The sequence below is a fragment of the Phytohabitans sp. LJ34 genome (assembly GCF_052068095.1).
Taxonomy (GTDB): Bacteria; Actinomycetota; Actinomycetes; order Mycobacteriales; family Micromonosporaceae; genus Phytohabitans.
This window is the reverse complement of sequence record NZ_JBQHDG010000005.1, coordinates 173,736-188,956: the sequence shown is the minus strand read 5'-3', so window position 1 is coordinate 188,956 and position 15,221 is coordinate 173,736. Positions and strand designations below refer to the sequence as shown.

The window sequence follows — 15,221 nt, the reverse complement described above, 5'->3', positions numbered from 1 at the left end:
GTCGCGGTGGCGGCTCCCCGACTCCCCGGCGGTGATGGCAGCGCGGCGGTTGCGGTGCCGGCGCCGGCCGCGGTGATGGCGCGCTCCGGTTGTCGTGCGGTATTGGCAGTCCGACGGTGATGCGGCGTGGCAGTCCGAGCGTTAGGGCGACGCCGCCGTAGCGGTGCGGCAGCGGCGCTGTCGCAGTGCCGCCCTGCGGCGGGTGCGCCCGCGGTGTGGCTCCGGCGCTGTGCGGGTGGCGCTTCTGGCGGCGTGTGGACGGCGGCGCTCCGGGTGGTGGCAGAGGAGGCCGATGGCGACTGGCCGAGGCAGCGACGGCGGCCAGACGGGTGGGCCGCACACGGCCTTGGGCGCCACCGTTGCCTTCGGAGCACCGTCTCGCAACCGCTCCCCCGTGTGGCCCGTGGGCACCCAGCCGTCAGCGCCGTCTTCCCGGCGACACCGAGGTGTGGGTTCGGCCGCGGCGGGCTTCTAGGGAAACGGCGCATCTGTGGCCGGCTCCGCGACACCAGTAGCCAACGGCGGCGGCCGTCGGCGCTGACCGCCACGGCCGAGGGCCGGCGCCAGTGTGCCCGAGGCGGAGACGGACTCGTCGGGGGCGTCAGGTCTGCCGGCGATTCCACCGCGCAGGCGAGGTCACCCGCCCCGGGTCCGGGCAGTCGTGAGGGAACTGTCCAACTGGGTCGGGTTCAGTCGAATGCCGAGACGCGAGCCGGTCGCTGTAGCCCGCTCGATAGAGACACCACCGCCGGGGCGATCTCGGGAGCCGGACACGGCGGTGCACCGAGACCGTGTGACCGAAGAAGATCGGCCCTCGCCGCCGGGTCGCCATCGCATGTGCCGGGGACGCCGAGCGGGGAACGCCACCCGGCTGCCTCCCCGAGAACCACACGAAACCGCAGCCGCCAAATGACGCCGAGGCCCATCGACACCCGCACGCGGAACGGGCGCCGGGTCTCATCGGCGGCCTGCCAAATCTGGGCGACCGATGGTCCTCCACCAAGCGGCCTCGATCCCCGTCGGCCGCTGAGGCTGACGCCAGAGGATGCGGGAGCGAAGTCAGGACGGCTCGGCCCGTCGCAGAGCATCACGACCGCCAGCGGAGGGCCCCCGCGTCACCAGAGAACAGGAGAAGTCGATCACCGATGTTTCCCGTGAAACATCGCCTCCACCGGTCGTCGTCGCACCCGATGGAAGCAGCCTCGCCACGACTCGCCTAGAGAACGAAGGACCCCTCCCTCGCGCGGAACCATCGCCCTGCGAGGGACGGCACCCCAGCCGGCGATCACCAAACACGTGGTTCATGTTTCACGGGAAACGAGCCGCCGCCTGCGCCCCCCGTTTCACGTGAAACCACGGGCCTGCACAATCCACAGAGGTTATCCACAGACGGGCCAGATTCGAGAGAAAGTGCCGGTCGGGGACGGTGGTTGCCTGTGGACAGAGAAGGTGGCGTCCGCCCGAAACGGGGAAGGACAGCGGTCCTGAACTCCGTTAGGGTCAGCCTCGTGCCAGACACAGCATCCCCCGTTCCTGACTTCACGAAGTGGCCCTCCTTCCCTTTCGAGGGCGACCTGCGGGTCAAGCCACTCGACCCGCCGGTGGACAACGAGCCGGCGCGCAAGGGCGAAGACGCAGCGGACTGTAGCGCGTGCAACGCGCCCGACGAGTCGTACATCTGGGTCAGTGAGCGATGGCGTGTGCGCGCCATGGATCGGCCCACCGGACTGCCGATGGTGCTCATCCTGGAGTCCCGCTCGCACCTCGATCTGGGCGACCTGCCCAACCTGTTGGCGGCCGAGCTCGGCGTGATGACGGTGCGGCTGGAGCGGGCTGTCCGGTCACTCGACGGCGTGGCACGCGTCCACGTAAACCGGTGGGGAGACGGGTCGGCACACCTGCACATGTGGTTCCTCGCCCGGCCGTACGGGCGGCTGCAACTGCGTGGCACGTTCCTCTCGCTGTGGGACGACATCCTTCCGCCGATCTCCGAGTCGACGTGGCGGGAAAACCTCGCGCTCGTCGCCGCGTGGTTGGCGGAGTTCGGCGGCAGGCCGCTCGCCGAGCCGCCGCGGATCGAGTGGCAGGCGCCGTCGAGCCTGGTGCAGCAAGCGGAGGCCGAGGCGGCCAGCCTCGCTCAGCAAGCCGAGGCCGACGACACCTCAGTGGCGCTCATCGAAGCACCCGCCGACGAGGAGACCGCTGCCGAGGACGCCACCGCCGAGGACGCCACCGCCGAGGACGCCACCGCCGAGGACACTGCTGCCGAGGACACCGCCACCACCACCGCCGAGGACACCACCACCGAGGACACCGCCGCCGAGGCGACTCGCGACGGCGCGACCGCCGACCTCACCAGGAAGGCCGCAACCCAAGTGGCGACCTCAAGCGCAGCCGCGCCAGCCACCGACCCGGCACCAGCCGGCGAAGCCAAGCCGGCGGAAGCCACCGTCGACGAAGACGCCGCCACCGTCGACCTGGCGCGCCAAGGCCAGCCCGCCCCCGCCGTCCCGGCCGCCAGGTCCGCCGAGCAGTCCGAGGCCCGCGGAGGAACACCCGAACACCAGCGCGCCACGACCTGAACCAACCGACCAAGCAACGCGCCCCCGCACCGGGACTACCCGGCACGGGGGCGCTTGTGTCTGGAGGCTCAGGATCCGCGTCGAGCCGCTTGCTCCACCAAGGTGGCCAGCAGCCTGCCGAAGTCGAGCCCGGCCGCCTGCACCGCCAACGGCAGCAGTGACGTCTCCGTCATGCCGGGCGACACGTTTACCTCGAGTACGTGCGGCTGGCCTTCCGGGTCGACGATCAGGTCGACGCGCGAGAGATCGCGCAGCCCGAGTGCCGAGTGCGCCGCGATCGCGGTCTTGGCCACCACCGCCGCCACGTCCGGGTCGAGCCGGGCCGGCGCGTGCCATGTGGTGAGGCCGGCGGTGTACCGGGCGGCGTAGTCGTACACCCCGTTGCGCGGCACGATCTCGACGGCTGGCAGCGCCTGCGGTCCCTCGCCTTGGTCGACGACCGACACCGCCACGTCCATGCCGGCGACGTACCGCTCGACGAGCGCCGTGGAGTCGTACGCGAAGCAACCCACCATCGCGGCTGGGAGTGCCGTCGCGTCCCGGACCACCGCGGCGCCCAGGCCGGAACCACCCTGCGCGGGCTTGACCATCAGCGGCAGGCCCAACCGGTCGGCGATACGATCGAGCACCGCCACCGCACCGAGCTCGGAGAAGCGGTCATGTGGCAGCGCGACCCAGTCGGGTGTGGGGATGCCCGCCTCGCGCAGCACCGCCTTCGCCGACGGCTTGTCCCAGGCGAGGCGTGCCGAGCGGGCGTCGCAGCCGACGTACGGCACGTCGCACAGGTCGAGCACCCCGCGCAGTGAGCCGTCCTCACCGGTGGCGCCGTGCAGCGCGATGACCACCGCGTCGGGTGGGTCGGCTTGCACCGCGGGCAGCAGTGAGACGTCGGCGTCGCGCAGGTCGGCCTGGATGTCGGCGCCGCGCAGCGCGTCGAGCACGCGACGTCCAGATTTCAGGGACACATCCCGCTCGTACGAGAGGCCGCCGGCAAGGACGAGGACGCGAAGGTCCGTATTCATGCCTCAGATCATGCCAAGCCGGGGTCAGGGGCATCGGCCGCGGCCTGCCCCCGCCGGCGCGCGGCCAGCCCGGTCATCGCGCCGAACACCTGCCGCATGGCCAGCTCCTGCTCCATCACGCCGGCCAGCCGCCGCACGCCCTCGCGGATCCGCTCCGGGGGTGGGAACGAGAAGTTGAGCCGCATGTGCCCCGCGCCCGTGCCGTCGGCGTAGAAGCCGGTGCCCGGAACGTACGCCACGCGGGCGGCGATGGCCCGCGGCATCATCGCCTTCGCGTCGAGCCCTTCGGGGAGGGTGGCCCACACGAAGAGGCCACCCTTCGGCTCGGTCCAGGTGGTGCCGGCGGGCATCAGGTCGGCGAGAGCGCCCAGCAGCGCGTCGCGCCGCTCGCGGTAGATCTCCCGGTACGTCTTCAGCTGCTCGCGCCAGGGCATCGTGGCCAGGTAGGTGGTGACGGCCGCCTGCGCGTAGGCGCTGGGGCACAGGATCTGCGCCTCGCTGGCGATGACGAGCTTTTCCCGCACCGCGTGCGGCGCGAGGATCCAGCCGACCCGCATGCCGGGCGCGAACGTCTTCGAGAACGTGCTCAGGTAGAACACCCCGTCGCGGCGGCGGGAGCGCAGCGGGGCGGGCGCGTCGCCGTCGAAGCTGAGCTGGCCGTACGGGTCGTCCTCGACCACCAGCAACCCGGCGCGTTCGCAGATGTCGAGCACCCGCTCGCGCCGCTCCTCGGTCAACGTCACGCCGGCCGGGTTTTGGAAGGTGGGGATCGTGTACAGGAACTTGGCGCGCCGCCCCGACCGGGCGACCTCCGCGATCGCCAGCTCCAGCGCCTCGGGCACGATGCCGTCGTCATCCATCGGCACGTGCACGACCTGCGCCTGCGCGGCCTGGAAGACGCCGAGCGCGCCAACGTAGGTGGGGCCCTCGGCGAGCACCACGTCGCCGGGGTCGAGGAAGATGCGCGCGACAAGGTCGAGGGCCTGCTGCCCGCCAACGGTCACCACGACGTCTTCGGGGGAGGCGCCGCAGCCGACGTCGATGCCGGAGAGGGCCATCACCTCGCAGATCCGCTCGCGCAGCTCGAGCGTGCCCTGACCGATCCCGTACTGGAGGGTGGTGTGACCGTGGTCGGTGGCGAGCTTGCCGAGCATCTCGCCCACCGCGTCGAGCGCGAGGGCGGAAACGTAGGGGGCACCACCGGCGAGCGAGACGACCTCGGGTCGGCTGGCCACGGCGAAGAGGGCGCGGATCTCCGAAGCCGTCATGCCGCGCACCCGCCGGGCGTAGCGATCGGTATAGTCGTCGAGCGTCGTGCCGGTCATGACTCACCTGCCTCGTGGGTGCAAACACGCATCCGAGCCCAGCCACACTGCTGGCCGATCGATCCTAGTCCTCGGGCACAATCCTCCCCAGCTGGTTCCACATTCCGGGCCCAAGGGCCGACCAGACGGGTCCCAAGGGTGACCGGTTGCCCGACCTCTCCCCTGACGCGAAGTTCCGGCGTACGATCTGCTGTCGGGGGCAAGGAGGCGGCGCGTGGCTGCAATCGAGGCTATGAGGATTCGGCGATGTCGCGACGCTTGGTCAGTCTGACACTCGACACTCTCGAGGATCTTCCCCGTCCCTGCCGCGCCTGCGTGTTCTGGGAGCTGGATCCGGTCGCCGCGGAGCGCGCGTGCGCCGCCGGCGATCCCGGCCTGGAAAAGGAAGCGTGGGTCTCCCAGACACTCCTGGAGTGGGGCTCCTGCGGCAAGCTGGCGTACGTCGACGGCATGCCCGCCGGCTTCGTCATGTACGCGCCGCCGGCCTACGTGCCCCGCTCGATGGCGTTCCCGACGTCCCCCGTCTCGGCCGACGCGGCGCTGTTGATGACGGCGCACATCGTCACCGCGTTCGCCGGTGGCGGGCTGGGGCGCATGCTCGTGCAGGGCGTCGCGCGCGATCTCACCAAGCGCGGCATCAAGGCGATCGAGGCGTTCGGCGACGCCAAGTACGGCGAGGCGGGCGACGGCGAAGACGGCTGCCTGGCACCGGCCGACTTTTTCCTCTCCGTCGGCTTCAAGACCGTGCGGCCACACCCGCGCTTTCCCCGGCTGCGGCTGGAGTTGCGCACGGCCCTGTCGTGGAAGTCCGATGTGGAGTACGCGCTGGAGAAACTGCTCGGATCGATGAGCCCGGAAAGCCTGCTACGTCCGGTTCGCCCCGCTACGCGATCAACGTCGGGCTAAATCACGACACTGCGGCTGCGCGCAGGCTCCGCACGTCGATCGAACCGGTCGGCACGTCGGCCTCCATCGGGAAGTACATGCGCTGCACCGCCGCCACGACCGCCTCGACCACGCGGTCGCGGAAGGCCGGATCGATCAGCCGCTCCCGGTCGGCCGGCGACGTCAGATAGCCGACGTCGACCCGCACCGCGGGCATGCGGGTGAGCCGGAGCAGCTCCCACGTCTTCGGATGGGTCGCGCAGTTGCGCAGGCCCGTGCGCTTGACGATCTCGCGCAACACAAGCCCGGCCAGCCGCTCCCCCACGGTGGAGGTCACGCCGTTGCCCGTGCCGTAGTGGAAGGCGGCCACGCCGTCGGCCTCGGGGTTGTCGTGGCCGTCGATGTGCAGCGAGATGAAGAGGTCACCGCCGAGCTCGTTGGCCAGATCGGCGCGGGCGAGGTCGGTCAGCGCCGGCCCACCACCGGGCCCGCGGGTCAGGTGCACCCGCATCCCGGCCGCCGCGAGCCGGCCCTCCAGCCGCGCGGCCATGTCGAAGGCGAGGTCGGCCTCGGTCCAGCGCAGCGGCCCGTCCGGCACGACGATGCCCGGGTCGGAGCCGCCGTGGCCGGGGTCGATGACGATGACCTTGCCGATCAGGTTGGGACCGGAGCGGCGGAACGCCTCCGCCTCGCGCAGCCACTGCGGCCGCCCGCCGACCACCTTGCGGCCGAGCCGCTTGAGCGCGTGCATGGTCTGCGGCCCGCACGCCCCGTCTGGCTGGAGGCCCACCTCGCGCTGGAACTGGGCCACCGACCGCGCCGTGTTGGGGCCGAAGATGCCGTCGGCGCGGCCCACGTCGTATCCCATCTCCAGCAACCGCTCCTGGAGCGTCCGGACGTCTTCACCGACGAGTGGCTCGGGGATCGCGTGGTAGAGCGCCCGCGCGCCCAGGCGCCAGCGAGCGGCGTCCAACGCGCGCCAGGTCTCGTCGCCCACCAGACCGTCGACGGACAGGCCACGGGTCTGCTGGAAGCTGCGGACGGCCCGCTCGGTGTCGTTGTCGTACTCGTCGGCGCCACCGGTCAGGAGGTCTAGCTCGGCGAGGATCTGGTTGATCTCGATGACCGCGGGGCCGCGGTCGCCGCGCCGGATCGGACGCACGAGGACCTCCTCTGTGAGAACGCTTCAGGAGCCTATCCCGACCGGCGACGCACCGCCGGCCACCCGAAAACACACCCAAGAAAAGGGGCGCCCCCTATGGGAGCGCCCCGAAGCAAACAGCCGTTACAGCGCGGCCTCGATGAGCTTGACAAGGTCGCCCTTTGGACGGGCGCCGGCCACCGACTGCACCGGCTGGCCGCCCTTGAAGACGGTCAGCGTGGGCACCGACATGACGCGGTACGCGCGCGCGGTTTCCGGGTTTTCGTCGATGTTTACCTTGACGATCCGCACCCGGTCGCCCATCTCGCCGGCGATCTCCTCAAGCAGCGGCGAGACCTTCTTGCACGGCGCGCACCACTCGGCCCAGAAGTCCACCAGCACCGGCGTCTCAGATTGCAGCACGTCGCTGGTGAAACTGGCGTCGGTGACCGCCTTGGTTGTTCCCACGAAGACCCTCCTGAACTCAGACTTCCAGTGATGCGATGAACCGCTCGGCGTCCAGCGCGGCGGCACAGCCCGTGCCGGCGGCGGTGATGGCCTGGCGGTAGGTGTGGTCGACCAGGTCGCCCGCGGCGAAGACGCCCGGCACGCTGGTGTGTGTGCTGGGGGCGTCCACCACGACGTACCCACTCTCGTCGAGCTCCACCGTGTCGCGGAAGAGCTCGCTGCGCGGGTCGTGGCCGATCGCGACGAAAACGCCGGTGACGTCGAGCACCTTGCTCTCGCCGGTGTGTACGTTGCGCAGGCGCACGCCGGCGACCTTGCCGTCGTCTCCCAGAATCTCTTCGACGACCGAATTCCACTCCACGCGGATCTTCGGGTTGGCGAGTGCGCGATCGGCCATGATCTTGCTGGCCCGGAACTCGTCGCGGCGGTGGATGATGGTGACCGTCTCGGCGAACTTGGTCAGGAAGTTGGCCTCCTCCATCGCGGAGTCGCCGCCGCCCACGACCACGATGTGCTGGCCGCGGAAGAAGAAGCCGTCACATGTGGCACAGGAGGAGACGCCGTGGCCGAGCAGCTCCTGCTCGCCCGGGACACCGAGCGGCCGCCACGCCGAACCGGTGGCGAGGATGACCGCCTTCGCCTGGTACTCCGTCTCGCCGACATACACCTTCTGGGTGGCGCCGGAGCCGAGCCCGCCGGTGTCGACCAGCTCCACCCGGGTCACGTCGTCGGTGAGGAACTCCGCGCCGAACCGCTCCGCCTGCTTGCGCATCGAGTCCATCAACTCAGGACCCATGATGCCGTCGGGGAAGCCCGGGAAGTTTTCCACGTCGGTGGTCGTCATCAGCGCGCCACCGGACTGCGCACCCTCGATGACTAGCGGCTTGAGGCTGGCGCGCGCGGCGTACACCGCGGCGGTGTAACCGGCTGGCCCCGAGCCGATGATGATCAGATTACGGACCTCGTCCACTGCCGACTCCCGTAGTGTGTGTGCGCAGAGGAGAACCCATCGCGGGCAGCGATGATTCCCGACCCCTCGTCCGGGTGGGTCAGCTCACCCTATCTTCGCGCTGCCGCGGGTGTCCGCGCCCCGCGCCGCCAGGCCACACTCCGGACCAGACGCCCATACCCACCGTGCCCCGGAACTGTCCGTGAAAAACACGATCGCGGCCGGTGACCCCCGGAACGACGCGAGGTCGACCACGTCGACGCTGCTCACCCCGAGCGGGTGGACCGTGGCGATGGCCTCGATGCAGGCGGCCCGCGCCGCGGGATCGCGCAGCCGGTCGAGGGTCGTGAGCGTGCCGAACAACTGGCGCTCCGCCTCGTCCTGCGCCGTCACGGGACCGCTGGCAGGCATCGCCGGTGGGGCCGCACTCGCCAAATCGCCGTAATTTCGACCGCTCACCGTGACCGGCATCACGCCTCGCACCGCGTTGGGCACGGCCTCCGCGTTGCTATCGGTGCCTGCCGGCGCGTCCGCCACGGTGCCGGCGGCGCTGCCTTCGTCACCGCTGCCGAGGTGGTCGGCCTGGCTCAACCCGAGGCCGGCGATGGCGACGACACCGGCGGCGATCGCCGCCGGAGCGGCCCATCCGGGCAGCCGGCGCCGCGACCGAGACGCGGTCCGTGGGGGTCCATCTGGATCATCGGGTACGAGCGAGAGGGCTGGACGGTGTGGCTCCTGTGCCAGAGCGGCAGTGATCCGATCCGCCACCTCCGCGGGCATCGGCTCCGCCGAGGCACCCCAGGACGCCAGGCTGGCGCGCACGCCCTCGGTCGCCTCGGAGAGAGCTGAATGCGCCTCGGCCCACGCCGGCTCCTCGGCCACTCGCCGGGCCACCACGGCCTCCTCGGGCGTGCCGTCCAGCGCCCCGCCGACATAGTCGGCCAGCAGGTCGATATCGACCTCGCTGAACTCCTGCCCGGTCACTTCTCGTCCTCCACGCTCGCCGTGCGCGCCTGCGCCGTACTGGTTCGGACGCGACCGCCGGACTGCTGGTTCCCCCCACGGGCCCGGAGGTGACCCAGCACAACCGCCAGCTTGGCCCGGCCACGCGCACACCGGCTCTTTACCGTGCCCTCGGCCACACCGAGGATCACCGCCACCTCGGCAACCGGGTAGCCCTGCACGTCGACCAGGATCAGCGCGGCCCGCTGCTCCTCCGGCAGCTGGGCCAGCGCGTGCCGCACGTCGAGAGCGGTGTCGTGGTCGACCGACGGCGCGGCGGGCTCGGCGGCCACCGGCCGGTCGGGCTCGGTGCGGCTGCCGTCCGGCAGCGGCACGGTGGGATGGGCCTGACGCCGGCGGGCCCGGTCGAGACAGGCGTTGACCACGATGCGGTGCAGCCAGGTGGTGACCGCCGACTCGCCCCGGAAGCGGGCCGCCGCCCGGTGGGCGGACAGCAGCGCGTCCTGAAGCGCGTCGGCTGCCTCTTCGCGGTCGGCGAGCGTGCGCAGCGCCACGGCCCACAGCCTGTCGCGGTGCCGGTGGAACAGCTCGGCGAAGGCGTCTCGATCGCCGTCGACATGGGCGCGCAGCAGCTCGGCGTCGCTACGCGAGCTGTCGGTCACGGCTGCACACTAGCTCAGCCCGGCGACCACGATTTCCTGCACGCCGACCTTGAACGGCCACTGGCCGTCGCTGGTCTCGGGCAGCTCGGTGATGAAGAAGAGCAGATACTGGTACTTCTGGTCGGGGTCGAAGTCGGTGAAGCTCATCTTCGTCGCGTCGAACGCCTCGAACGGGTCGCCCACCCGCTTGTACGACTTCACGATTTGCTCGTCGCCGGCCGCGCTGCTGCCCGGGTCGGTGGTGCCCGCCCGCAGCTCCGCGGAGGCGCCGCTGTCGGAGAGGGTCACCTGCACCGAACTGACCGTGCGGGGCTGGCCCAGATCGATCAGGATGCCCATGCCCGGCTTGCGGTTGCCGAAGTCGGCAGTGCGGTAGCCATTGGGCTCCCAGCCGGTGTTTTCATTGCCGTCGACGACCTTGTCGGCGCCCTCGAGCTCCTGGCGGTCGCCGTCCGGCGGGTCGACGATGCGCACCTGGTTGGCACTGATCGTGAAGTTTTGCGGCTTGCCGGCGACGGCGCCGCCGCCGGTCGTGGGATCGCTGCCGGAAGTGGCCGGCGCGTTGGAGGGTGGCGCGGCGGTGTTGTCGCCGTCGCCGTCGCCCAGCGCGCTGATCCCGAAGAGCAGGCCGGCGACGGCGATCGCGAGGAGCCCGGCCACACCAGCGGCGATCTTGCGGATCGTCGCCCGCTGGGGCTCGGGGCGCCCAACGCCCGCGTCGACCGTGGCCGCGACGTCGCCGCGCGGGCCGGACAGGAACCGCAGCGGCCCGGCCTCTTCGTAATACGGCTCGTCGCCGGCGCTGTCGAGGCGGCCCAGCTCGGCCGCGAGCACATCGGCGGCGGGCAGCGCGAGCCGGCTGTCGAGCAGGTCCATCGTGAGGTCGTCGAGGTAGGCCGGGACGCCCGCCCGGATCTGGCGGGGCGCCGCGACCGCGCCGCTCGCGTCGCGCACCGCGTCGGGCAGCGCCGAACGGCCGGCCTCGGTGTGCGGCCAGTGGCCGGTCAGCGCGAAGTAGAGGATGCCGCCGATCGCCCGCACGTCGGTATCTTGCGTGTCGGCGTTGTCGGCTCGGGCGTCGGCGAGCACGACGCGGCCGTCGTCGCCGATCAGGACGGTGCCGGGGTGGATGTTGCCGTGGACCATGCCGGTGGCGTGCATCGCGGCGACCGCGTCGGCCACGGAGTGGGCCACCGTGGTGGTGCGGGTCGGATCGAGCGGCTCCTCGGCCACGATCTCGCGCAGCGACTCGCCGTCGACCCACTCGCGCACCACGTAGGCCCGCTCGGCCTCGTCGATCGCGTCGTAGACGCCGACAAGGCTGGGATGGATCACACGGCTCGCCGCGACGGCGGCCTGGAGCATCTCCATCGCGGAGTCGCCGCCGGGGTAGCGCAGCACCACCGCGACCGGACGCCGGAGCACCACGTCGACGCCGCGCCAGACCTGCCGCCCGGCGCTGTCGTTGTTGATGTGCTCCGCGAGCTCGTACCTCTCGGCCAGGATCTCACCGACGGTGGGCGCACCGAAGGTCATGACCTGGGGCGCGCTCTCGCTCGCCTCCTGACCTTCGCCGACCTGGGTCACCCCGTCCTCCCTCGGTGATCGTTTGGATCAAGTGGACCCGTGTGTGCTGCCTGTGATCTGGCCGCTTCGCCGCAGCCGGCAACCCGGCGGCGGGCACAACTAATAGCGTAGGCGCTACCCGCACCCGACGAGTGCGACCTTACCCGGGTCATGCGACCTCTCAACACGTCATCTTGGCGTGGCAGCCGGCCTGATGCGAGTCAACGGGGTCGACCTTGGGAGGTAAGTTGCAATCATCCCAGTTTGAAGCCTCCTGCAAATAGTGCGTTATAGGTACGCTTTCGCCATGTCTGATCTTGCGGGGCAGGTGCGCGACGGGTACGCCTTCGAGGGGGCGGCACTCGAGCTGGGCGCCCTGGTGGTGGACGATCGAGGCGACCCCGAGGCGAAGGTGCGCATCCCGCTCGGCATGCTCAACCGGCACGGTCTCGTCGCCGGCGCCACGGGTACGGGCAAGACCAAGACGCTCCAGGTGATCGCCGAGCAGCTCAGCGCGGCCGGAGTGCCGGTTTTCCTCGTGGATATCAAGGGCGACGTGTCGGGCATGTCGGCCCCGGGCAGCCCGAATGAGAAGATCAGTGCGCGGGCCGCCGACATCGGGCAGGACTGGCAGCCCGCTGCGTTCCCGGTGGAGTTCTACGCGCTCGGCGGGCGCGGCACCGGCATCCCGGTGCGCGCGACGATCACGTCGTTCGGCCCGGTGCTGCTGTCCAAGGTGCTCGGGCTCTCCGACGTACAGTCCTCGTCACTAAACCTGATCTTCCACTTCGCGGACGCGAACGGGCTGCCGCTGCTGGACATCAAGGATCTGCGCTCGGTCATCCAGTACCTGGTCTCCGACGAGGGAGCCGAACAACTGCGTTCGCTCGGTGGGCTCTCCAAGCAGACGGCCGGCGTGTTGCTGCGGGAGCTGGTGGCGTTCTCGGACGCCGGCGCGGACGACTTCTTCGGCGAGCCGGAGTTCGACACGGCCGACCTGATGCGTACCGCGCCGGACGGGCGGGGCGTGGCCTCGATCCTGGAGCTGCCCGGAGTCGTGACCCAGCCGGCGCTCTTCTCCTCTTTTCTTATGTGGCTGCTGGCCGACCTCTTCCAGGACCTGCCTGAGGTCGGCGACGTCGACAAGCCGAAGCTCGTCTTCTTCTTCGACGAGGCCCACCTGCTCTTCAAGGACGCGTCGAAGGACTTCCTGGAGTCGATCACGCAGACCGTGCGGCTGATCCGCTCGAAGGGGGTGGGCGTCTTCTTCGTGACGCAGACGCCCAAGGACGTACACCCCGACGTGCTCGCTCAGCTCGGCAACCGGGTCCAGCACGCGTTGCGGGCGTACACGCCGGACGACGCCAAGGCGCTCAAGGCGACCGCGTCGACGTTCCCGCACTCGGCGTACGACCTGGAGGAGGTGCTCACCAAGCTCGGCACCGGCGAGGCGATCGTGACCGTGCTGTCCGAGAACGGCGCGCCGACCCCGGTCGCCTGGACCCGGCTCCGCGCTCCCCAGTCGCTGATGGCCGCGGCCGACGCGGCGGCGATGACGGCGGTGGTGCGGGGGTCGACGCTGCACGCGAAGTACGCCGAGCCGGTCGACCGGGAGTCCGCGTACGAGAAGTTGGCCGCCCGGCTGGCGCCGCCGTCCACAGGTGGTTATCCACAGGGCTCTCCCGCGCCCGAGACGCCTCCCGCACAGAGTTATCCACAGGAGCGGAAGGCACCGCGCGGAGAGAAGGAGAGCCCGAACATGATGGAGAAGGTGCTCGGCTCCAGCGCTACCAAGTCGTTCATCCGGGCGGCCGCCACCGCCGCCGGCGCCGCCATCGCCCGCCAGATCTTCGGCACCGCGAAGCGCCGCCGCCGCTGACCCGGGAGGCTCCTAGCGGCGGATCTTGCGGCGGACCAGTGCGAAGACGCTATTGATCTCGGTGACCTTCAGGCCGAGGGCGATGGCCACGTAGGTGCCGCTGATCGCCAGCCCGCCGACCGCCAGCTGGAGGAAGGCCTCCCCCATGCTCGGTGTCCAGCCGCCTGGCAGCACGTAGATGACGGCGAGCCCCACCACTGTCGCGCCGACGGCGGCGACGCCCACTTTGACGACCGTGACGAGGATGCCGCCGAGCCCGATCGCCCCGATGCGCCGGTGCATGAGTATGGCGGTGATCAGCCCGGAGGCGGCATAAGACAGCGCGTTGGCGAACATCAGCCCGGGCGCCGCGAACGCCGCCGAGAACAGCAGGAAGATGACGACCTGCACGAGGATCCGCAGGCCGACCACCGGCAGGTTGACGAGAGCCGCGGTCTTGGTTTCCTGCCGCGCGTAGAGCCCGACGGTGAATAGCTGGCTGATCGAGAACGGCACGAGCGCCACCGCGGTCACCACCAGCACGATGGCGGTCCGGTTGGCGTCCTCCTGCGTGAACGCCCCGCGGCGGAAGAGCGCCACCGCGATCGGCGCGGCCAGCACCGCGTAGCAGATGGCGACCGGCGTGAGCACCGCCGTGATCATGCGGGTGCCGCGGGCCAGGTCGGCGGCCATGTCGGAGTGCCGGTGGTCGGCCGCCGCCGCGCTCATCCGCGGGGTCAGCGCGGTGATGATCGACACCGAGATGATGCCGTGCGCCATGTACATCAGCAGGAACACGTTGTTGTAGATCGCCGGGCCCGCGGCGCCCTTGCCGCTGGCCCGGTTGAGCAGGTTGAACGCGACGATCTGGCCGATCTGGGTGACGATGACGTAGCAGAGCGCCCAGACCCCGATCCGGCCCAGCTCGCGCAGGCCGAGCGCGCGGAAGTCGAAGCGCCACCGCCAGCGGAAGCCGACCTTGCGCAGCGCGGGCAGCAGCCCCAGGCTCTGGATCACCACGCCGAGCAGCGTGCCGGCGCCGAGCAGCAGGATCTGGCCGTTGGTCATCTGCTCCGGCCGGATCGCCTTCGCCCCGTAGATAAGGACGTAGACGCCGCCGGTCGCGATGACGACGAGGTTGTTGAGGATCGGTGTGAACATCGGCGTGGCGAAGTGCCCGCGGGTGTTCAGCACGGCGGTGAGGATCCCGGAGAGCCCGATGAAGAAGATCATCGGAAGCGTCAGGTACGAGATCTTCGTGACCAGGCCCTTGAAGGCATCCGACTGGTCGCTGCTCGTGTAGAGGAGCGTCAGCACCGAGGCCAGCACCGTGACGATCAGCGCGGCGGCCGCCAGCACCACCACAGTGAGCGTCACCAGCCGCTGCGTGTAGGCCTCGCCCCGGTCCGGATCCGCCTTCCGCCGCCGCACCAGCACCGGGATGATCGTGCTGCTCAGGAGCGCGCCGAGCAGCAGCTCGTACACGATGCCGGGGAGCACCTGCGCCGTCGTGTAGGCGTCGTTGATCGCGGCGCCGCCGAGCGCGGCGGCGAGCACGACGGTGCGCAGGAAGCCGGTGCCGCGGCTGACCAGGCTGCCGATCGCCATGACGGCGCTGTTGCTGGCCGCGCTCCCCTGCTCCACCTCCACGGCCGGCTCGAGGTCGGGAGCGGACTCCACGCCGGGGGCGGGATGCATGCCGTACGGCATCGGCTGGGTCGAGATCAGCACGGCACCGTCCGGGTACTGCTGGTGCGCGCTGTGCCCCGCGTTGGCGCTCTTATAGAGGCCGCCGCCCAT

General features: G+C 70.7%; 12 protein-coding genes. 3 read left to right on the top strand and 9 right to left on the bottom strand.

Going from position 1 to position 15,221, the window contains the following annotated elements:
• Nucleotides 1-1,733 precede the first annotated feature (1,733 nt).
• Entirely contained in the window at nucleotides 1,734-2,582 is an 849-nt protein-coding gene (locus ACTMTJ_RS10875) for a hypothetical protein (protein ID WP_441216313.1), read from the top strand.
• 68 nt (nucleotides 2,583-2,650) lie between these two features.
• On the opposite strand, the gene ACTMTJ_RS10870 is transcribed toward ACTMTJ_RS10875, so the two are convergent.
• Both ACTMTJ_RS10870 and ACTMTJ_RS10865 read right to left on the bottom strand, forming a co-directional pair.
• Nucleotides 2,651-3,604 carry a D-alanine--D-alanine ligase family protein gene (locus tag ACTMTJ_RS10870; protein ID WP_441216031.1) on the bottom strand — a complete coding sequence of 318 codons (954 nt, stop codon included), beginning with the start codon at nucleotides 3,602-3,604 and terminating at the stop codon, nucleotides 2,651-2,653.
• A gap of 8 nt (nucleotides 3,605-3,612) precedes the next feature.
• On the bottom strand, nucleotides 3,613-4,929 hold the full coding sequence (locus ACTMTJ_RS10865) for a PLP-dependent aminotransferase family protein (RefSeq protein WP_441216030.1): 1,317 nt from the start codon (nucleotides 4,927-4,929) through the stop codon (nucleotides 3,613-3,615).
• Between the two features lie 246 nt (nucleotides 4,930-5,175).
• Between ACTMTJ_RS10865 and ACTMTJ_RS10860 the strand changes: the two genes are divergently transcribed.
• Nucleotides 5,176-5,835, top strand: coding sequence for a GNAT family N-acetyltransferase (locus tag ACTMTJ_RS10860; protein ID WP_441216029.1), 660 nt, complete (start codon nucleotides 5,176-5,178; stop codon nucleotides 5,833-5,835).
• A 1-nt stretch (nucleotide 5,836) separates the two neighbouring features.
• Here ACTMTJ_RS10860 and ACTMTJ_RS10855 read toward each other — a convergent pair whose 3' ends face one another.
• From ACTMTJ_RS10855 to ACTMTJ_RS10830, 6 genes are all read right to left on the bottom strand, one after another.
• Entirely contained in the window at nucleotides 5,837-6,976 is a 1,140-nt protein-coding gene (locus tag ACTMTJ_RS10855; protein ID WP_441216028.1) for an N-acetylmuramoyl-L-alanine amidase, read from the bottom strand.
• A gap of 123 nt (nucleotides 6,977-7,099) precedes the next feature.
• Entirely contained in the window at nucleotides 7,100-7,423 is a 324-nt protein-coding gene (gene trxA / locus ACTMTJ_RS10850; protein ID WP_441216027.1) for a thioredoxin, read from the bottom strand.
• A gap of 16 nt (nucleotides 7,424-7,439) precedes the next feature.
• The gene (trxB, locus tag ACTMTJ_RS10845; protein ID WP_441216026.1) at nucleotides 7,440-8,393 is read right to left on the bottom strand and encodes a thioredoxin-disulfide reductase; all 954 of its coding nucleotides are present in this window, start codon (nucleotides 8,391-8,393) and stop codon (nucleotides 7,440-7,442) included.
• 84 nt (nucleotides 8,394-8,477) lie between these two features.
• The gene (locus ACTMTJ_RS10840) at nucleotides 8,478-9,356 is read right to left on the bottom strand and encodes a hypothetical protein (protein ID WP_441216025.1); all 879 of its coding nucleotides are present in this window, start codon (nucleotides 9,354-9,356) and stop codon (nucleotides 8,478-8,480) included.
• The gene (gene sigM, locus ACTMTJ_RS10835) at nucleotides 9,353-9,997 is read right to left on the bottom strand and encodes an RNA polymerase sigma factor SigM (RefSeq protein ID WP_441216024.1); all 645 of its coding nucleotides are present in this window, start codon (nucleotides 9,995-9,997) and stop codon (nucleotides 9,353-9,355) included. The genes ACTMTJ_RS10840 and sigM overlap by 4 nt, the downstream gene beginning before the upstream one ends.
• Before the next feature lie 9 nt (nucleotides 9,998-10,006).
• The gene (locus ACTMTJ_RS10830; protein ID WP_441216023.1) at nucleotides 10,007-11,584 is read right to left on the bottom strand and encodes a protein kinase domain-containing protein; all 1,578 of its coding nucleotides are present in this window, start codon (nucleotides 11,582-11,584) and stop codon (nucleotides 10,007-10,009) included.
• A gap of 286 nt (nucleotides 11,585-11,870) precedes the next feature.
• Between ACTMTJ_RS10830 and ACTMTJ_RS10825 the strand changes: the two genes are divergently transcribed.
• Entirely contained in the window at nucleotides 11,871-13,442 is a 1,572-nt protein-coding gene (locus tag ACTMTJ_RS10825; RefSeq protein WP_441216022.1) for a helicase HerA-like domain-containing protein, read from the top strand.
• A gap of 12 nt (nucleotides 13,443-13,454) precedes the next feature.
• Here ACTMTJ_RS10825 and murJ read toward each other — a convergent pair whose 3' ends face one another.
• Nucleotides 13,455-15,221: a murein biosynthesis integral membrane protein MurJ gene (gene murJ / locus ACTMTJ_RS10820; protein ID WP_441216021.1), complete on the bottom strand. Its 1,767-nt coding sequence runs from the start codon at nucleotides 15,219-15,221 to the stop codon at nucleotides 13,455-13,457.

Excerpts from the sequence above, each read along its gene's own strand:
- ACTMTJ_RS10875 (WP_441216313.1), top strand. The coding sequence starts at position 1,734 with ATGGTGCTCATCCTGGAGTCCCGCTCGCACCTCGATCTGGGCGACCTG.
- ACTMTJ_RS10870 (WP_441216031.1), bottom strand. The coding sequence starts at position 3,604 with ATGAATACGGACCTTCGCGTCCTCGTCCTTGCCGGCGGCCTCTCGTAC.
- ACTMTJ_RS10865 (WP_441216030.1), bottom strand. The coding sequence starts at position 4,929 with ATGACCGGCACGACGCTCGACGACTATACCGATCGCTACGCCCGGCGG.
- ACTMTJ_RS10860 (WP_441216029.1), top strand. The coding sequence starts at position 5,176 with ATGTCGCGACGCTTGGTCAGTCTGACACTCGACACTCTCGAGGATCTT.
- ACTMTJ_RS10825 (WP_441216022.1), top strand. The coding sequence starts at position 11,871 with ATGTCTGATCTTGCGGGGCAGGTGCGCGACGGGTACGCCTTCGAGGGG.
- murJ (WP_441216021.1), bottom strand. The coding sequence starts at position 15,221 with ATGGGCGGCGGCCTCTATAAGAGCGCCAACGCGGGGCACAGCGCGCAC.